At 71.2% G+C, this 18,903-nt stretch carries 15 protein-coding genes; 3 read left to right on the top strand and 12 right to left on the bottom strand.

The window, feature by feature from the left end; all coding sequences use genetic code 11:
* Positions 1-53: 53 nt before the first annotated feature.
* From EAH89_RS13300 to EAH89_RS13245, 12 genes are all read right to left on the bottom strand, one after another.
* The gene (locus tag EAH89_RS13300) at positions 54-1,808 is read right to left on the bottom strand and encodes a ParB N-terminal domain-containing protein (RefSeq protein ID WP_140883826.1); all 1,755 of its coding nucleotides are present in this window, start codon (positions 1,806-1,808) and stop codon (positions 54-56) included.
* A 410-nt stretch (positions 1,809-2,218) separates the two neighbouring features.
* Positions 2,219-7,303, bottom strand: coding sequence for an N-6 DNA methylase (locus tag EAH89_RS13295; RefSeq protein WP_140883824.1), 5,085 nt, complete (start codon positions 7,301-7,303; stop codon positions 2,219-2,221).
* A gap of 378 nt (positions 7,304-7,681) precedes the next feature.
* Positions 7,682-8,341, bottom strand: coding sequence for a hypothetical protein (locus EAH89_RS13290; protein WP_140883822.1), 660 nt, complete (start codon positions 8,339-8,341; stop codon positions 7,682-7,684).
* Between the two features lie 286 nt (positions 8,342-8,627).
* Entirely contained in the window at positions 8,628-9,272 is a 645-nt protein-coding gene (locus EAH89_RS13285) for a DUF6927 domain-containing protein (protein WP_140883820.1), read from the bottom strand.
* A gap of 52 nt (positions 9,273-9,324) precedes the next feature.
* A complete protein-coding gene (locus EAH89_RS13280) occupies positions 9,325-9,789 on the bottom strand; it encodes a DUF6876 family protein (protein ID WP_140883818.1) in 465 nt (154 codons plus the stop codon).
* A 169-nt stretch (positions 9,790-9,958) separates the two neighbouring features.
* Entirely contained in the window at positions 9,959-10,969 is a 1,011-nt protein-coding gene (locus EAH89_RS13275) for a phosphoadenosine phosphosulfate reductase domain-containing protein (protein ID WP_206667548.1), read from the bottom strand.
* Positions 10,966-11,940 (bottom strand): ArdC family protein, encoded by a 975-nt coding sequence (locus tag EAH89_RS13270; RefSeq protein ID WP_140883816.1) that lies wholly within the window; start codon positions 11,938-11,940, stop codon positions 10,966-10,968. The genes EAH89_RS13275 and EAH89_RS13270 overlap by 4 nt, the downstream gene beginning before the upstream one ends.
* Before the next feature lie 143 nt (positions 11,941-12,083).
* Positions 12,084-12,419: a DUF5983 family protein gene (locus EAH89_RS13265; protein WP_140883814.1), complete on the bottom strand. Its 336-nt coding sequence runs from the start codon at positions 12,417-12,419 to the stop codon at positions 12,084-12,086.
* A gap of 10 nt (positions 12,420-12,429) precedes the next feature.
* The gene (locus EAH89_RS13260) at positions 12,430-12,777 is read right to left on the bottom strand and encodes a hypothetical protein (protein WP_140883812.1); all 348 of its coding nucleotides are present in this window, start codon (positions 12,775-12,777) and stop codon (positions 12,430-12,432) included.
* A 158-nt stretch (positions 12,778-12,935) separates the two neighbouring features.
* Positions 12,936-13,319: a hypothetical protein gene (locus tag EAH89_RS13255; protein ID WP_140883810.1), complete on the bottom strand. Its 384-nt coding sequence runs from the start codon at positions 13,317-13,319 to the stop codon at positions 12,936-12,938.
* 116 nt (positions 13,320-13,435) lie between these two features.
* Complete coding sequence (locus tag EAH89_RS13250; RefSeq protein WP_140883808.1) at positions 13,436-13,765, bottom strand: hypothetical protein; 330 nt, start codon at positions 13,763-13,765, stop codon at positions 13,436-13,438.
* Positions 13,762-14,157: an XF1762 family protein gene (locus EAH89_RS13245; RefSeq protein ID WP_140883806.1), complete on the bottom strand. Its 396-nt coding sequence runs from the start codon at positions 14,155-14,157 to the stop codon at positions 13,762-13,764. Before EAH89_RS13245 ends, EAH89_RS13250 begins: the two co-directional genes overlap by 4 nt.
* Positions 14,158-14,312: 155 nt before the next feature.
* Here EAH89_RS13245 and EAH89_RS31235 point away from each other — a divergent pair, with 155 nt between their 5' ends.
* The 3 genes from EAH89_RS31235 to EAH89_RS13235 are packed head-to-tail and all read left to right on the top strand — an operon-like array spanning position 14,313 to position 18,861.
* Complete coding sequence (locus EAH89_RS31235; protein ID WP_161993576.1) at positions 14,313-15,722, top strand: site-specific integrase; 1,410 nt, start codon at positions 14,313-14,315, stop codon at positions 15,720-15,722.
* The gene (locus tag EAH89_RS13240; RefSeq protein WP_161993575.1) at positions 15,719-18,307 is read left to right on the top strand and encodes a site-specific integrase; all 2,589 of its coding nucleotides are present in this window, start codon (positions 15,719-15,721) and stop codon (positions 18,305-18,307) included. The genes EAH89_RS31235 and EAH89_RS13240 overlap by 4 nt, the downstream gene beginning before the upstream one ends.
* On the top strand, positions 18,304-18,861 hold the full coding sequence (locus tag EAH89_RS13235; RefSeq protein WP_140883802.1) for a hypothetical protein: 558 nt from the start codon (positions 18,304-18,306) through the stop codon (positions 18,859-18,861). The genes EAH89_RS13240 and EAH89_RS13235 overlap by 4 nt, the downstream gene beginning before the upstream one ends.
* Positions 18,862-18,903: the final 42 nt, after the last annotated feature.

Here is an 18,903-nt window from a genome sequence, read left to right as displayed (position 1 = left end):
GGGTCGGGTGATCTGGAGAGAGGGAGCCCGGCCTCCTGGCCGGGCCGCGTCGATTAGGCTGCGTGCGCCGCGGGCACCCCAGCCTCGCCGGGCGGCGGCATAACGCCGGCATCGGGGCTTTCCTCCTCGTCGCCGTCGAGCAGGTGCTCGGGGTTCTCGATCCCCTCCTCGTCCTCGGCACCGTCGTCGTCAGCGGCGTGGCCACCTCGCCGCAGGGTGGCCATCTCGGCCTCGCGGGCGCGGTCGGCCTCCGCCTGACGCCGCTCCTCGTCGGTGAAGTCGAACCGCACCAGTGGGTGCAGGAAAGTCCGGCCCTTCAGGTGCTCGACGATGGCGGCGCGGGTGGCCTTGCCGGTGGGGCGTGGCAGGACGCTGGTGGCGGTGGCGGTGCGCTCGATCGCCGCCTTGCTCAGGTTGCCGAGAAACTCCTCGGTGGCCGTGGTCGGTAGGTAGGCGTCGGCGTCGACCGCGATGCCGGCGACGCGTGCGACGGTGCCGGAGGAGGAGAAGCCGACCCGGCACGACAGCGCCTGGCGCAGCATGCCGCGCGCGGCAATGCGCAGCGTGGCCGGGTCGGCCGTCAGCACGCCGCCCTCGGTGATCGAGGCGGCCAGCGAGCCGCGCTCGCCGCTGCCGATGTCGTTGCCATGGGCCCCGGAGCGGACGCTGACGTTTTTCCCGGCCAAGGCCAGCACCAGCAGGCCGATCAAGGCGTCGTCACCGATCTCGGCTTCGGCGAAAGCGGTGTGCAGGGCCTCGGTGCGGAGGTCGCCCACCATGGCCTCGCCCTTCTGGGTCAGGTCGGGACGGACAGCCTTGGGCGCTACGTAGTCCTCGCCGGTTCCGCCGCCCGTGGAGGCACGGCGTTGCGCCGGCTCGGGCATCCGGAAAAGAACGGTGTCCACCTCGAAGGTGCGATGGTTGACGTAGTAGCCCACCGTGTCGTTCGGGCCGGGCCTGGAAGAGTAGAGCTGCTGCGCTCGGGACGGGAGTTGCGGGCGGTGATACTCGTCCATCCCCACCATGACCCCGCCCTCGGGCAGGTTGGCTTCCAACCAGGACTGTTGCGCCTTCAGGAAGGCGTCGGCCTGGGTGGTGAAGCGCGGATCGCTGTCGCCCGGGGCAAAAAGATCATCCTCCCAGACGATGCCGAAGGCTTCCGTCTCGGCCTCGCCGAACTTCGCCAGGGAGAAGGAGACGCGGCGCTTATCCAGCCCGTGCGAGATCATGTGCCAGTTGGCACGCTCGTTCTTCTTCGGCTTCTGCGACTTCCACACCGAGGCCTGCTCCTCGGCCGAGGCGAGGCCGATGGTGCGGAGCTGTTGCTCGGTGGGCATGTCGCCGCGGGCCATCTGCGTCAGCATGGCCGGCAGGAAGTGCGTCATGTGGCGCAGCACGTTCACCCGGCGCACCGACATATTCAGCGCGGTGGCGATGGCCTCCGGGGTCCACTCTTCGCTGACCAGGGCCTCGACGGCGCGCCACTGATCGACCGGGTTCATGCCGGCGCGAACCATGTTCTCGGCGAAGGCGCGCAAGCCGTCGGCCCCGGCCACGGCGTCGTCACCGTCCTCGCGGATCAGGACGTGGATGCTCTTCAGCTTGGCCTTGATGGCCACGTCGCGACGACGATGGCCGGCGATCAGCACCACCTCGCCGTCGCGCTCGCGCGCGGTGGGCGGCTGCAGGATGCCGACGGCCTGCACGTTGGCCAGCAGCACGGCGTCGGCCTCCGGCCCGGCCGTGGTACGGCGGGGGTTCTCGGGGTTGTCGCGCAGCTTCTTCGGGTCGATCTCGATGAGCTTCATGGTCGGGGCTCCCGCTCCGCAGAGGTTCCTGTCTCCCCATTCCTGGGTTGACCCCTCCCCGGCAGCGACCGGACGGGCCACGGCACCACGGCGGGCGAGCGGCCCTGCCCCGGCGCGGGACGCGGCCCGCGTAGCGGGGTGCGGCCTAGCGGGGCCGGGCTGCGCAGGCGGCCGTGGAGCGAAGCGGTGCCGGGGCACGACCGGGTGCGACCGCTTCTCCCCTCCCCTCCCCTTTCCTCCCCTCCTCCATCGAACCTCCCTGCTGCGTTGCACAAATTCAACTGCCCGTCCGACGCCGATGCCTATCTTGTGCAGTGCAGCAACCGGCTTGCCGATGCTGAATTTCTTGGACGTTTCCTCCCTAAACTCGGGCGGCACCCTCGGGCGCCGCCCTTCTTTTTGGCCTGATGTCAGGCCGCGGCGGAGAGTGTCTCCTCCTTCCCCGTCTGGGCCAGGGATGCCTCCAGCTCGGCCATCTCTGCGTGCTTGGCGTCGAGGTCGGCCTGGAACTCGAAGCCCTCGCCGAGCCGCGCCTCGTAGGCCGGCAGCTGCCGCTGGGCCTCGGACAGCCCCCGGCGGTACTCGGCAAGCTCCGCCTCGAAGCGCCCGAGGTCGTATTCCAGCCGCGACACCAGCCCCAGGGCGGTGAGGTCGTCCTCGACCCGCACCTCGTGCTCGCCGCCGGTGCGGGTGAGCAGCAGGTGGATCTCCAGGTCGGCACCCTGGCGGTAGCGGCGGGCTTCCAGCTTCAGCGGGAAGCCGCCGATCTGCCCCAGGTCCCAGTCGCCCTTGCGGCCCTCGAACTGCACGGTGCGGATGAACTTCAGCAGGGCGGCACCGCCCGCCTTGCGCTCGGTAAAGGCGCGCTCCTCCACCTCCATGCGGAAGTCGTCGCCCCGGGTGGAGACCCGCCGCGCCAGGTCGGCCTCGGTGTCGGCGATGGCCTGCGTCGCCCGCCCGATGGTCGAGCGCGCCTCGGCCACCCGGCGCCGCACGGCGTGCTGGTCGTCGAAATGCGCCGCGCGCAGGCGGTCCAGGCGTGCCAGCTCGGCCTCCAGCCCGGCCTTCTGCATCAGGCGGGGGTCGCCGGAGGCGATGGCCTTGGCCATGGCGAACTGGTTCGCCTGGCTGCCCACGTCCTCCAGACGGCGGATCGAGCGGTCTCCGCCGAGCGCCGCCGCGATGAAGCGGGCCTTGCGCTCGTTGTTCTGCCACATCTGGGCGTCCATCGAGCCCAGCGTGGCGTAGGCGTAGAGACCGATCTCCTCGTTCTGGTTGCCCTGGCGCTCGATGCGCCCCTCGCGCTGCTCGATCTCGGACGGCAGCCAGGGCACGTCGAGGTGGTGCAGGGCGGCCAGCCGGCGCTGGGCGTTCACGCCGGTCCCCATGGTGGCCGACGATCCCAGCAAGAAGTCCATCTGGCCGTTGTTCATGGCGTTGAACAGCGACTGCTTGGCCTCGGACTTCTTGTAATCCTGCATGAAGGCGATGCGCTCGGCCGGCACGCCGCGGGCGATCAGCCCCTCGCGGATCCAGCGGTAGGCCGAGAAGCCGCGCGTCGCCAGTGCTCCCTCGGTTCCCAGGTCCGAGAAGATCATCTGCGTGGCGCCAGGGGTGGCGTGCGGCGAGCCGTTCGGCTTGCGGAAGCGGCGGTCGCGGGTCTCGGACCAGATGCGGAAGGCGTTCTCGATGAGCAGGTTGAGCTTGTTCTCGGGCTCGTCGTCCTGCTCGGGCACCACGAAGCGCAGGTCGATGGCGGCGTGCCGGCCGTCGGTGATGACGGAGAGCAGGATGTCCTGGCCCTTCTCGGGCTTGCCCTTGCGCGCCTCGATCGCTGCGATCCGCGTCGCCAGGGTGCGCTGGTAGTCCTTGAAGGCCGGGCTCGCCGGGGCGGTAATGATCTGGCGCTTACCGCCCGCGATGGCCGGCAACTTCAGGTACTGCCGCAGGTCATCCTTCGACACCACGTCCGCGACGGTGCGGAACATGGCGATCAGGTCCGCGACGTTGACGAACTCCGAGAAGCGCGTCACCGGCTTGTAGTTGCCGGAGGGCTGCAGCTCCAGCTCGGTGCGGGTGTCGCCGAAGCTGGAGGCCCAGGCGTCGAACTCCTGGATGCCGCGCTCCTCCAGCATCTCGGGCTGCATGAAGCGCTGCAGCGTGAACATCTCGCCCAGCGTGTTGGTGATCGGCGTGCCGGAAGCCAGGATCAGCGCCCGGTTCGGGTTGATCGTGCCGACGAAGCGCGACTTCACGAACAGGTCCCAGGCGCGCTGCGAGCCGTCCGGGGCGATGCCCTTCAGGCCGCCCATGTTGGTGGCGAAGCTCAGCTTGCGGAACTCCTGCGCCTCGTCGGCGATCACCTGATCCACGCCGATCTCGGCGATGGTCAGCATGTCGTCCTTGCTAGTGGAGAGCGCCTCCAGCTTCTCCTGCATGCCTTCCTTCATGCGCTCGATGCGCTTGCGGGCGATGCGGTCGTCGCCGTCCAGGCGCTCCAGCAGGGCGGAGTAAGCGTCGAGCTGCTGCTGCACGAGGCCGCGCTCGAACTCGGCCGGGGTGGCGATGAACTTGAAGGCCGAGTGGGTGATGATGATGCAGTCCCAGTTGGCCGTGGCCGCCCGGGCCAGGAAGCGGCCGCGCTTGTCCTTGGAAAAGTTGGTTTCGTCGGCCACCAGGATGCGGGCACCCGGGTAAAGCTGCAGGAACTCGCGCGAGGCCTGGGCCAGGCAGTGGCCCGGCACGGTCAGCATGGCCTTGCCGATCAGGCCGAGGCGCTTCTGCTCCATCACCGCCGCGGCGATGGTGAAGGTCTTCCCCGCCCCGACCGCGTGGGCGATGTAGGTCTGGCCGGAGGCGATGATGCGCCAGATCACGCGCTTCTGGTGGGCGCGCAGCCCGATCACCGAGGAAGCGCCGGGCAGCTGCAGGTGCTCGCCGGAGAAGTGCCGCGGCACCAGGCTGTTGAAGGCGTCGTTGTACAGGCGCACCAGCCGCTCGGCGCGGTCGCTGTCGGTCCACACCCAGCGCTCGAAGGCGCCCTTGATCTTGGCCAGCTTGTCCTTGGCCGCCTCGGTCTCCTGGGCGTTGATCTGGCGGTGCTCACCCTGCTCGTCGCGCCACACGTCCCAGATCTGCGGAATGGAGGCGTTCAGGGCGTCGTCCAGCAGTTCGCCGGCGTGCCGGCGGTGCGTGCCCCACTCCGAGGTGGCCGAGGCCTCGCCGGCAAAGCGGCTGATCTCAATGCTCCAGTGCGCCACCTCGACGGTGTGCCGCACCATGGTCGTCACTCCCATCACCTCGCGGATGAAGTCGGCGATGTCGGTGGCCGGCAGCCACGGCGCGCCGAGCCGGGCGGTGATGTCGGAGGGGCGCAGGTCCTCCGGCTGCACCCGCTCCAGGGCGGTTACGTTACGGGCGTAGCGCTCGTCCAGCACGGATGCGGCGCGGGCAGCAGCCAGCTTGCGGCGGACATGACCGGACAGGTACTCGTCGGCGGTCTGCCAGGCCTCGAAGCCCTCCGTGGTCAGGCCGGGGTCGAGGAACACGGTGTCGCCGAGATCGGCCAGCACCGTGGCGCGGTCGCGGCCGATCAGCTCGCCGATGCGGTCGAGATCCACCACGGCTCGCTCGGCCAGGGTTACGGCGAGGGCGTCGGCAGCGGACACGATCACCGGCTCGGCCGGGGCGTGGATCACCCGGTCGGTAAAGATCGGGCCCTTGGTCGCCTCGCCGCTCTCGAGGTCATACTCCTCGATCGAGGACACCAGCCAGCTATCGGGATCGTCCAGGAAGGGCTGCAGGTTCGGGCGGCGCACGCTCTCCCGCACCTCCCCCGTGGCCTCGTCCGTGCTGGTCGAGACGTTGGTCAGATTGATCGGACCGAAGCTGCGCACGAAGGCGCCGTAGGCGGCGCGCAGCCGGACCTGGGCGGCGCCGAAGGGCTCGTCGCGCTCCTGAGCGCGGATCACCTCGCGGACGGCGTCGCGGACCGGAATAAGGCCGCGGATGATACGTGCGTGCTTGGCGAACAGCCCGACCGTGCCCTTACCCGACTTCACCGCCACCTCCTCGGCGCGGCCGTCCACCACCTGCAGCAGCGTGCCGTTGTCGCCCAGCAGGTAGCTGCCCTCCTTGACCGTGGCGCCCTCGGCGGCGGTGCCGACCTGCAGGGTGGGTCTGGCTACCCGCACCGGCGCCGTGGCGGCGTGCGGGGGCTGGTGGATGCCCTCGGGCAGCCGGGCGGTGGCCTCGGCCAGCGCCGCCTCCAGGTCGCGGCCGTCGCGGGCACAGTCGTAGGTCAGGCCGAACTGGCTGCTGGTCCAGCCGTGCCGCCCGAGCACCATCTCCGGGTGCGCCGCGAAGTAGGCGTTGACGTGGATCGCCGCCTCGCCGTCCTCCGCCGGCACCACCTCGGCGAGGTGGGCCCACTCCACCCCGTTCGTGGCTGCACCGCGCTCGCGGCGCTGCAGGAACAGCACGTCCACCACCACGTCGGTGCCGGCGGCGGCGGCGAAGGCGCCGGCCGGCAGGCGGATGGCGCCCACCAGGTCGGCCATCCCCGCGATGTGCTCGCGCGCCTTCGGGTCCACCTTGTCCATGGTGCCGTGGCTGGTGACGAAGGCGGCGAGGCCGCCGGGCCGGAGGCGCTCCACGGCGCGGGCGATGAAGTAGTCGTGCAGCTTGAGGCCGAGCTTGCCGGCCGGGTCCTCGGCCCGCACCGTGCGGTCGGAGAAGGGCGGGTTGCCGACCGCGAGGTCGAAGCTCTCGCCCAGCTTGGCGCGGGTGAAGTCCTCGTTGCGGATCCAGGCCTTGGGATACAGCAGCGCCGCGATGCGGGCGGTGATCGGGTCCATCTCAATGCCGGTGACGGCGGAGCAGTCCTCGATCCCTTCGGGGCGCAGGGCCAGGAACTGGCCGGTGCCGCAGCCCGGCTCCAGGATCGAGCCGCGCTGGAAGCCCATGCGGGCCAGTCCAGCCCACACAGCGCGCACCACGTACTCCGGCGTGAAGTGGGCGTACTGGGTGCAGCGACTCAACGACGCCAGTTCCGCGGCCGACACGGCCTGCTCCAGCCCGTCACCCTGCTCGGCCCAGCCCTCGCGCCACGCCTCGCCGGGGCGGCGGAACAGGGTGTTGGCGAGGTCGCCGGCGCCGTAGCCAACGAAGCGGGCCAGCACCGCCTGCTCCTCGGCCGTCGCCGGCCGGGTTTCGCCCTCGATCCGCTGCAGCAGGCGGATGGCCGCCAGGTTGTCGGCCGCGCGGGCCTTCCAGCCGGCGGCGAGGCCGCGGTCGCCGGCGAGGCGGAAGTCGCGGGCCACCACGCGCGGGATTGCCGGGGCGATCGGCGCCTTGGGCGCATCGTCCTCGTCGTCGTCCTCGCCCAGGGCGGGCAGCAGGCCGCCGTTACCACCCCCGAACAGCCCGAAGGGCGAGGTCAGCGCGGTGCTGTCGAACAGGCTCAGCTGGGCGGAGGCGGGGGCGGTCTTGGCCATGGCGCGGGGTTCCCGTGCGCGCACGCGCGAGCGCCCGGCGGCCCATGGGGGGCGGCCGGGTGCGCGTGACGCGATGCTGGTGGTGAGTGGGGACTCTGGTGGGGGCGACGCCCTTGAGGGGCGCCGGTCGAGGCTCAGGCCGGGTCGGGGATCATCCCCTATCCCGATCCATCTTCTTCCTCGTGACCCCTCCACGCCGGCCGCCCGGTCCGGGGCGGAGCAAGGGCGCCGCGCAGCGGCGGGAGCGGAGCGACTTCACCCTTGCCGCGCGCCGGGCCGCGGTGGCAGCGGTTCTCCTTCTCTTCTCTTCTCTCCTCTCCGCTCCGCTCCGCTCCGCTCCTGATTCCTCTTTTCCCCCTGAACTCACCTGATGCGACGTCACACGAACAGGTCCGATTGGACGCTGCGGCGTCCCTCGTGCATCGCCGTGAGCATCAGCCGGTAGGCCTCGGTCGTCTCGGATTGTCGGCGGCGCTTGAGCCCGGCCTTGCTGTCGTTGCCGTCCCAGACGGCGCGCCAGCCGGTGACGCCCTCGCTGGCTTCGCCGATCAGCACGAACCGGGCCCGGCCCTTCACCGGCATCTCGACCTGGATGTGGCCGCGCGCGTGCGCGGGATCGCCCAGTCGGGTGATCCGAGCCTTGAGGCCCCTCCCGGTCAGGGCGGCGAGCATGTTCGGGATGGAGTGCGGGTCGGCCCGTACCGCTGGCGGCGGCGGCACGCGGCGGCGCCGCATCGCCGGGTCTGGGTCGAAGTCCTGCGGTCGGGGTCGCGCGAAGCACGAGGGGTTGGCCACTGGATCCACCCAGAGATCGGCCATGGTGGGCGGCGCGTTGGAGCGCCTCGCCCACTTTGCCTCGGACAGCATCCAGGCCTGCTTGCCCGGGCTGAGCGCGATCCGCTCGGCGCAGGCCTCGAACTGCCGCTTGAGGCGGATCTGCATCTGCCACTCCGCCTCCGGCACCGCCGCGACCGCGCGGGCCAGGGTCTGCAGGCGGTGCTCGAAGTCGTCGCGCGTGACCGGCTCCCGGCCGGGCACGCGGGGGCCGTGCAGGATCTCCCGGCCGCGCTCGCGGAGCTCCGCCCGCGCATCACCACCTCGACGGCGATGACTTCGTCGGCGAGGAGCGGCCCCTCCACCTCGCCGACCAGCGGCAGGCCGGGGCCGGTGCAGTGCAGGAAGTGCTGCCGGGCGATCAGATTGTAGAGGCCCTCGATCACGCGGCCGTCGCGCAGCGTCAGGCGCAGGCGCGAGCGGTCCTCCTGCCCGTCGAGTGGATGCAGGCCCGGCTCCGGCAGGACGTCAGGCACGTCCTCCCAGGCCATCACGGCAGCAGCGCCAGTTGCATGGCCGGCGCGGCCAAGCCAGGGGACGGAGCGGCCATCGCCACGGCGAGAAGGCGCTGGGGCAGTCGGCACAGGAAGCCGTGCCCGACTGGCCGGAAGACTGGCCCGCGCCGTCCGGCAGGTGTCGACACGACCTCGAACTCGGTCGCGATCACCATCCCCTTCTGAAAGCCCAGCGGCTCGGTAAGGTGGAGCCGCTGCCCCGGCTGGAATCGGCGGGCAGCGGCGGCGGCCTCTCGCCGCCCGGCAACGGCGGCGACGACACGCGCCCGCCAGTCGGCCGCGCTGCCCGGGTCCGGGATCTCCTCGACGGGGGATAGCAGCGCCATGATGCGGGCCGGGCAATCCACCTCGCACGGGCCGCTGCACTCGCTCATCGACTTACGCCCGAAGCCGTCCCGGGCGTTGTTGAACACCAGGATGACGGCCGCGAAGGTGTAGGTCCGGCCGGCGTACTCGCCGGTGCGGTGGCTGTGGCGCACCGCCATGTAGACGGCGCGGCCAATCTGCGAGGCGGCGAGCACTTCGCTGCGGGCAGCGTCGGTCTCGTTGGTGTAGAGCCGGGTGAGGTAGTCGGTCGGCGTCTCGTGGGTGAGCGGACGATCGGCAACGAGCCAGCCCATCGGGGCCTCCTCTTGCACGGGGTGGGAGGGAATCGGGCAACCGGAAGGCGGCTCAGCGCTCCGAGCGCAGGGCGACCAAGCCGGCCTCGACGCGGAGCGCAACCGCGGTGAGCGGGAAGTCGGTCCAGGCGATGGCCCGGTCGTGCAGCACCCGGCCGCGGCCGTCGCCGCAGGCGAGCGCGGCAGAACGGTCGCGGGACACGCCCAGCGTCCAGATCTGCACCGTCAGGCGGCGGACGGCAGGATCGTCCTGGGCCGCGCAGACCTGATCCAGCAGCCAGAAGCAGCCGGCCTCGTTGGCCAGGTGCATCACGCCCTCGGTGAGCTGCAGCGTTACCCCTGCGTGGTGGTGCCGCCCGGCCGGCTCGGCATCGCGATAGCCGGCGAGGTCCTGGCGCAGCCGCTCGGCGAAGGCGACCTGCAGGCCGACGCCAAGCCACTCCATGCGATGTTCGTCGTCGCTGCCCTGGAAAATTGCAGGGGCAGATCGGGAAAGGATGTCGATGCTGGCGCTCACGGCCCGGCTCCTCGGTTCCGGCCCCTTCATTCCTGGGCTTCTCCTCCCCGGCGCCGTCACCCGTGCCGGGTGGGGCAAGGGCGCGCGCAGCGCGGGAGGCGGCAGCCGACGCACCCTTGCGGCGCCCGGTCGGCGTGCGGCAGGTCGTTCTTCCTCGTCTCTTCCCCTCTCAGGTCGGACCGGCGGCCCCGCCGAAAGCACCCGGCGGTAGAGTCCACGCCGAGGGCAGGCCGAGGATCGGTAGGTTCCAGGTCTCGCCGAGGGCGAGGGCCACGAGGTCGGGGCGGGCCAGGGCAGCCGGATAGGGTCGGCCGAGGTCGGCCAGGGTGCGGATCGAGCGGGCGCGCTGGATGGTGCGGCCGAAGCGCTCCTCGTAGACCGCGATGCGCTCGAACAGCGTCGGCGCGATCAGCCGGATGGTGGCCCACTGCGCGGCCGAGCCGAAGATGCAGGCCATGCAGGACAGGCGCGACCAGCCGAGCTCGTAGGCCGGGTGCGGCCGCACGCCGTGGCGTTGCAGGATGTCCCACACCCGGCCCTCGTCCCAGCCGTGGACCGGGCGCCAGTGGTCGACGTGGCGCGGCCGGCGCGAGCCGCCGCGCGTGTCGGTGCGGTGCGGCTCGAAGGTGGCGTAGCGCGCCCGCGCCGCGCTCTCCCCCGCCCGCTCGCCGGTCACCACCAGGGTACGGCGGCCGAGGAAGCGGTCCTGCCCAGAGATGGAAGCGGCGCCGACGCCGATCTTGAGCGCCGCCGAGCACCAGCGGACGGACAGGTCGGCCGAGGTCTGGGGAAACAACAGCCGGGTGTTGCGCGGGCCGGCGCCGCCGGTCCGCATCACCCCGTGGGGTGTCTCGAACAGGATCGGCGCCGTCGGGGCATCTTGGCGCAGCATCTCACGCTCGAAGCCGCCCGCGCGCCAGGAGCGGAACAGCGGCAGGCCGAAGGCCGCCGCCTGGGCGGCGACGTAGGCGCCAGTCACCGGCCAGTCCATGAAGGCCGGCCCGTGGCCGTCCACCTCGTGGTGGTGCAGCTCGATGCGCGCTGGATCCACGCCGCGCTCCAGCAGGTCGAGCAGACACGCCGTGGCGTCCTTGCCGCCGGAGGTGAACAGCACGACGTGGTCGTAGGAGCGTAGGTCGGGGGCTTCCCCGACCTCGCGCGTCAGCACGGCGGTGCTCACGCCTCCTCGGCGGCCTCGTCGCGCCGCGCCTCCTCGGCCGCGGCGCGGGCATGCTCGGGATGGAAGCCGAGCAGGTAGTCGGCCATGCGTTGCGCCTCGGCCGCCGCGCGGAAGATCTCGCGCTTGTCCTGCTTGAGGGTACGCAGCCAGGACGCGACGTAGCTGGCGTGGTTGGGGATGTCGCAGGGCAGACCCAGCTCGGCGCCGACGAAGCAGGAGGTGAGCTCGGCCCGCAGTTCCTCCTGCGCATAGGCGTGGCTGCCGAAGCGGCCGGTCAGGTCGCGGTCCAAGCGGTGTTTGGCGCCCGAGGCGTGCGCCAGCTCGTGCAGGCCGGTGGCGCAGTAGCCCTGCGGCGTGGCGAAGGCCGCGCGCGGCGGCATCTGGATGTGGTCGGTGGATGGGCAGTAGTAGGCGCGGTCACCACCCTCGCGGAACACCACGCCGCTCTCGCGCATGATGATCTCGGCCGCTTCTGGCGTGCGCAAGGGCGCGTCCTCGACGGACGGCGCCTCGAAGGCGGGGATGCCGTCGACCTGTGAGGCGTGGAACACGGTGTAGGCGCGCAGCACCGGCACGGTGCGGGTGCCGCCCTCCCCTTCCCCGCCGGCATCGGGCGCGGCGTCGCCGTCGCGCAGGGTCAGCTTGCGAAAGAAGAACACGCGCGAGCCGCGCTCGCCGCGGCGGACCTGCCATCCCTTGCCCTCGGCCTGCTTGTAGGTGAGCCAGCGGGGATCGCTGCCGGCGAAGCCCATGCCTGTCATGCCGAGCAGCAGCACGTTGATGCCATGATAACGCCGGCCGGTGACGGCGTTGCGCGGCGACAGCGGCCCGGCGCCGGCCTTGTCCTGATCCCAGGGACGGCGCCACGGCACCGTCCCGGCTTCGAGGGCCGCGACCACCTGGTCGGTGATCTCGGCGTAGTGGTCGCGGGGAGCCGGGCGCTCGGACGGCTGGCGGCGGGACTGGGCCATCGGTGTTCCCTTTCATTTTCTCGGAACACCTCCCTGCCCCCGCGTCCGGGGTGGCCGGGGCAAGGGCGCGCGCAGCGCGGGAGCGCAGCGACGAACCCTTGCGGCGGCCATCCCCGGGGCGGGACGGCTTCTCCTCCCTCCCCTCATCCTGCTTCCGTCTGCTCCTTCTCCTTCCCCTCCTCCGTCTCCGTCGTGATCTCCTCGACATCCCAGTCGAACACCGGGAAACCGTCGATCTCGGCGGCGTCGCGGTCGAACAAGAGGTACTCGCAGCCGTGCTGGCGGGCCTCCTGAAACAGGGCCCACAGCGTGTCGGAAATCTGCGGCCGTTCCTCGCAGGCAAAAACGAACCAGCCGTAGGGCGTGCTGGCACAGAGCAGCTCGCCGGTATCGCGACCGGCGCAGGCTTCGAGCAGGGCCCTGTCCTCTTTCGTGAGGTGGGCGTTGGACAGGTCGAGAAAGCGGCGGACGACGCTCATCGGGTGTTCCTCACCGGCTCGCATGGACGGGAATGGCGATGGGGCGGGCTGCCGGAGGGAGCCGCACGGGCAGCGCGTGCAGGCGGTCCCAGGTCAGCGCCTCGCAGGCGCTCATGCGGCCGGTGCGCAGCGCGATGTGCGAGCGCGTATAGTGCGAGCGATGGAAGCCGCCCTGCGCCGGCAGGCGGCAGCGCTCCCCCTCCGGTGCGCCGCAGGTCGGGCAGCCGACGGCGATCGTCGGATCGGTGTCGAAGGTCACGCTACAGCGGGTGCAAGCGATCGGCTCGCCCGCGTCAGCGGCGGGGATGCGGGTGAACAGGTCCGGCCCAGGGCGGGCGGCGAGGCGGCGGATTTCCATGGCGGTGTTCCTTTCCGAACACCTCCCGGACGGCCGTCGCCCCGCGCCGCCGGGGCAAGGGCGCCGCGCAGCGGCGGGCCGTCAGGCCCTCGCCCTTGCGGCGGGGGACGGGGTGCGGCACCCCTCCCCTCTCGCCTCCTCTCTTTCCTTTTCCCCTCTCAGGCCGCGAGCGCTGCGGGCACGGCTGCACCCGAAACCGGTGGACTGACCAGCTTGCGGTAGGTGGCGTCCTCGCCGGCGTCCTCGCGCAGGAAGGCTTGGTGGCCGAAGGTCCCCGCCTTCTCGGCGGCGTCGAAGCCGCGCGGCTTGCGCTGGCCCTTGGCCATGCTGACGGAGATGTCGAAGCTGGCGCCTGTGTTGGCGGCCAGCACGTCGCGGCCGAACTCGGCCACGGCGCGGGTGATGCCGCCCAGGCCCTCGACGGCGAGACGGCGCTGCGGGCCGCCGCCGCCTACGCAGAGGCCGATCTGCGTCGAGATACAGCCGGCCTCGCGCACGCGGCGGCCGGGATAGGCAGAGAGGATGATGTTGGTGGTGGTCACGGGGTGGTCCCTTTCTGGGTGAGCTCGTTCGCCGAGGCCGGTTCCTTCCGCCTCGACCCTCCCGCCGCGGCCGGACGCGGAACGGCGGGGCAAGGGCGCGGCGCAGCCGCGGGCCGTCAGGCCTTCCCTTGCGGCGCTGGGTCGCCGTGCGGCACGGCTTCCTCACCGCTTTCCTCGCCCTCGCCGATCGGGCTTCTCTCCTGCATCTCCCGGGCGTGGTCGGCCTCGGCCTCCAGCCGGCGCATGATGAGGTGGCGAAGTCCTGCATCGGCCTCATCGCGCAGCACGCGATCGAGCAGCGCGGCCGTGGCGCGGCAGGACAGCTCCAAGCCATCCTCGGGACCGAAGCGCTCGGCCATCTGGAAGCTGAGGGCGCCCAGGGCCTCGGCGGCACGGGCCAGGTCGAGCAGATCGGCCGCGCTCCACAGGATCGGCGGCCGGTTCATGCCGCCGCATCCAGGCTCAGGGGCATGATGTTCGGCAATACTGGTGGTCGGGGAACCGGGCGGCGGGGCCGCAACGCCCGGCTCCAGCGGTGCTTGTCGATCAGCGGAGCACGGTCGGTGCGCGCCCGCGTCGGGCTGTTCCATGACCGGCCACGAACGTGGGCCTCCGTGATCCAGCCGCAGGCGCGGAGACTGCCGCCCTCCTCATCGGCCCGGGTGTAGGTCACGATGCGCTCGAAGCCGCGGGCTTCGGCCTCCCTGGCGGCCCAGCCGTACAGCTGCGAGCAGGCATTCCAGGCCAGGGGGCGCGGGATGTCGCGGCGGATGCACAGCCGGTTCACCTCGACCGTGCCCCGACCCATAAGGCCGCGGGCGACCGGGTTGCCGACCATCACCATACCCTACACCGGAGTGACGACATCCCGGTCTGCGTTCGTTTTTTGATGTATCTTGCCATGTGTCTGCGACGTATGCTCCCGACGAGCCCGCCCCCCGCACTCCACGGCAAGGGCGGCAGTGGTCCGAGCAAGGCCTGAGAGGCCCCTTGATGCCAAAGTACACGCGCGTCCGCACGGCCAGCGACCTCTTCCCCGTCCACGTCGTGGACCAGGACGGCCTCCCCCACGTCGAGCTCACGGCTTATGCCTGCCGCTCTCCCCGGCACCACTCGCCCCGGACCGCGTACGCCTACACGAGTGAGGTCGTCGCTTTCGCCTCACGCGCTGAGAGCGATTTCGAAGTGCAGCGCCAGGGCTGGCGCTTGCTCGGGTCGCCGGAAGAGGCGCGCCGCGTCGTCTCCCACGTGCTCGCAGTGGAGATGCGGTGCGCGCTCATGGTGGCGCGCGACCGCCTGGGCTTTCAGACCTGCTCGGTCAAGCCCACTTGGCAGACCGGTCGTGGCCTGGAGCGCCTGCTCGCGGCGCTGCGGTCGTTCTACGCAGTCCTGCAGCTGCACGGCTTCTACCCGCACGCTAATCCGATGGAGGCTGCCGGCGCCCGGGCGGCTATCGAGGCCGAGGCCCGTGCCGAGGCCGAGGCGTTCCGGCGCGCGCACGGCCGCGAGCGGATGCCGCTGGAGAGCGGCGTGGACGCGCCCCTGCCCGCTGCCGAGCGCCGCAGTTCGGCGGCCTACTTCCGGCTGCGCGGCGAGCGCTGGCTGCCGACCTTGCTCGACGACCCGGCTCTGATGAATGACGTGCTGGCCGCGGGCGAGCGGTGGGGCTGGTCCCTGCGCGAGATGGCGCTCGTGCGCGTGCTGTTCGACGCCGGCCCACGCGTCGGGGAGGCTTGCTCGCTGACGCTGGCCGACTGGCGCCCAAGCGGGTTCCTGCGCGAGGTGCTCGCGTGCAACAAGGGCAGCCTGGGGCGGCGGACCAAGCGGCTCATCCTCGGTGACCGCACCGTCAAGGTGCTGCGCCGCTACGTGGACGAGGAGCGCTCGCGCCTGGACCCGCGCGGCCGCGGGCTGGCCGACTTTCGACGCGCGGACGCCGCCGAGCTGACCGGCGAGCCGCTGTTCCTGACCGCGGCCGGCACCGCGCTCGACTCGGATCACTTCCGCCGCAACTTCTGGACGCCCGCACTGCGCGCCTCTGGGATCTCGCTGCGCTGTCACCAGGTCCGACACTGGTACGTCACCCAGGCCCTGAGCGCGCTCGCGGCCGGCGCGCGGTCCGAGGCGCAGCTGGTGCACGACCGCCAGGCCTTTCGCGAGCTGATGGCATGGCGGACCAATATGCTGCCGGTCTACGATCAGGCGATCCGCCGGCACGACCTCCCGCGCACCGCGGCCCGCATCCATGCTTGGATCGACCGGCGAGGCCGACGGCCTGCTGCCCGCAAGGAGGGCGGGTCGGGGGCACGAGGGACGGTTCCGCTTGGCCTGGCTTCGTCCGAAGCCGCCGCGATGCTGGACGAAATGCTGAGCGGCGGGGGCGAGCCGCGACCGCGTCCTTGAGCAACAGGACCAAAACCTGGCCCGGTCGTCAGGCGGCTGCGATCTGGTGTGCTCGCCGGTCGGTGGAGCAACGGGCGACAGTCCACCGCGCGCTGGAGGATGTTCGCGCGTCTGGCATGCCGAAATCGCAGGTAGAACTCGCGGCGGCGACCGGCATTAGCGTGGAAGCGTTCCGCAAGCACGAGCGCACCTACTTGCGCGACATCAAAGCCGAACTCCTGACCCGCGTGGTCCAGGACGAGGAGGCATGCCAGGCCTGGATCGCGCTCTACCGCTGCTTCGCCACGCGGATCAAGGCGGCACGGGAGGTCCGCGCGTTGCAGCGACGGCTGGTGCGCCTCTCCATCGAGAGCCTGGACCGGGCCGGCAAGCCGATCACGTATACCGCGGTCGATACCCTCACCGGCCTCGGCTCGCAGCGTGTCGCGGCAGAGCTGCGGGCGTGGGAGGTCGAGACCGGCCGCAGGAGGTCGCGGGCCAGCATGTGGCAGCCGGTGACGCTCGCCACGGTGCTGCCACTGATCGACCCGGCGCTGCACCACATGCCGCTCACCTTTCTGGACGACCCGCGCGCCCACCGTCCGCTTAGCGCCACGAGCCTGCGGATGATCTGTAGCTTGACGCCGCAGGGATTGCGGAACACTGCCTTCTTCTGCCTCACCCTCGCCGAGGTCGGCCACAGCAGCGACTGGTGTTTCTTCGGGGCGCTGGCCGGGTTCCTGCCTGCACTAGGCTTGGCCGACATCGATGCGCTCGATCCGGACACCTTCTATCCCGCCTTCCACGACGGGCAGGTTCTCCCGGACGTCAGTGCCCCGTCTCGGGCGCATTGGCTGCAGGTCTATTTCCGCCTGCTGCGCAGGCAGCAGAGCTACTTCGAGCGCCTGACACCCGAACAGGCCCACGGCCTTGCCCCATTTCGGCTGCAAGCGGTCACGAGCGCAACCTTCTGGCACCGCAGCCTGCTCTACAAGCAGGTCGATGAGGAGAGGCGGAAACGACGCAAAGCCGCCACCGCAGCCGTGCACGACAAGTTCTATCTGTTCCGCGACATCGCCGGGCGGCGCGTCAACCAGCTCGTCCGTCTGCGCCAAGCGTTCCGGGACGCCTGTGACCGCGCCCGTCGCCATCCCGACACCTCCTTCCCCGTAGCCTTTGCCTATACCGAGGAGGTGGTTACCCCCACAGGGTCGGCGCGCACCGTCACGCACCGCTTTCGGCTCTGGGACGGGCACACGCTCCGCCGCCTCCATGCTCCAGTCGCGCCCAAGCAGTACTACGCTGCTCGCGAGGCTGTAGCCATGACGGGCTACGATTGTGGCGCCGACACCTTGTTCGTCTCTTACGAGGGTGCCTCGGCAGGGTGCGAGACTGTGGAGCAGGCCGGGTTCTGGTTCGCGGACCTGGTTCGGTCCGGCGGGCTGAACTACGACCCGGATCCTGCTTTTCTTGCCGCCCACGGCTACGCGGTGGCCGGGGCGATCTTCCCGCCGGCCCGGCCGGACTGGCCCAGGAGCGTAGGCAGATGGCTGAAGCGCGTTGCGGCCGACCTCGGCCTGCTGTTCCTGCCCGTGGACACGCTAATGGCGGCCGGCCTGATCGGCCACGCCGGCTTGCAGATCATGACCAAGACCGGCGCGCGCGTCGGCGAGGTGCTGCAGATCCGCCTCACCCGCGAGCATCTGACGCGGGCGGAGCTGCCGGGCGGCAAGGAGGTAATCGCGTTCCGCGCGATACCCAAAGGGCGCGGCGCGGAGGAGCCGTTTTACATCGACGATCGCTGCCTCAAGGCGCTGCACGCCTGGTTCGCCTTCCTGCGCGAGCACGAGGGCAGGGCCGCGCCGGTGCCGCCGTTCCACGCGCTCCGCAGGAAATGCGAGCCGGCACCCTACCTGTTCCAGTTCGGGGGACGGCACTTCGAGCCAAGCGACATCAACGCCTGCATGCGCATCCTGCTCCACGGCGTCGGCGTCTCGACAGCCCAGGGCGAAACCGTGCGGCTGAGCGCGCACCTGCTGCGCCACGGCTTCGCCACCGAGATGCGGCAGCTTGAGGTGCCGCTCGATGTGATCGCGCTGCTGCTCAAGCAGCGCGACGTGGAGGTCACGCGCTACTACGCCCAGCCGACACCGGCGCAGCTGATCGACGTGCAGGAGCGCATCTTCCTCGACCGGCTCGACCTCACGCGCACCCACCTCCGGGCGCCTGCCGCGATCCGCCGCCAACTGGAGGACGCGCGCGGCGGCGTGGGCGCGCTGGTGCCCGTGGTGGGCGGCACCTGCACCGTCGCCAACATGTGCCCTGCCAAGTTCGCCTGCCTCGGCTGCGCGGGCAACGCCCCGGACCCGGCCAAGCGGGCGCAGGTGGAGGAGTTCAAGCGCATCTACGGGGACATGGTGCAGCTCGCCTCCGGGCAGGGGCTGCGGGCGGACGAGCGCAAGGCACGCGAGGTCGTCGCGGGCTGCGAGGACATGCTGGCCGAAATGGCGCTGATCGAGGCCGTCGAACGCAACGGGGAGCAGGCGGCGGAGGTGCAATACGCCCAGGCCGACCAGCATTCGGACAATCGGGGAGGCCGCCGATGAGGGCCAGGGCACGCAAGGCAGGCTCAGGTGCCGAGCGGGAGCCGCCCGCCGCGCTGCGTCCGATCTACGACGCCCGCCGCGTGCGCAGCGTCGCCACGGTCCGGGCTGCAGTCACGGCACTGGCGGCGGATGGTCGACGGGTGACGTTGGCCGCCATCGAGCGAGTGTCGCGCGAGCTGCCCGAAGGTGCGGTCTCGGCCAAAACGGTGCTGCGCAACCCCGAGTGCCGAGCGCTCTACGCCGCGGCTGCTGGGGCCGGCACCAGGCGGACTACCCGCTCGGGCCAGCGCGCGCTGCGGGCCGAACTGGCCGTGGCCAGCGACGGCGGAAAGGATGGGACGCCCATCGCCCCGTCCACCACCGAGCTGCGCCGCGCGCGGCGGCTGGACCGGCGCAGCAAGGAGGAGTTGGCGGCTATAATTATCCGGCTTGAGCGCGAGGTCGAGGAACTCCACCGCCACAATGCCAACCTGCGGGAAGTTTTGCTTCGGAACGGCCTCGGGCGCAGCAGACAGGCCGAGACGGAGCTGCCCACGGCAGGGCTTTCGACGTGACGCGCGTGAAAAGGAAGGCTGCCTTCCGGCCATCAACGGCGG

This window comes from Muricoccus nepalensis, from assembly GCF_006438825.1.
GTDB lineage: Bacteria > Pseudomonadota > Alphaproteobacteria > Acetobacterales > Acetobacteraceae > Roseomonas > Roseomonas nepalensis.
The sequence above is the reverse complement of the archived record's forward strand: the minus strand, read 5'-3'. Positions and strand labels throughout refer to the sequence as shown.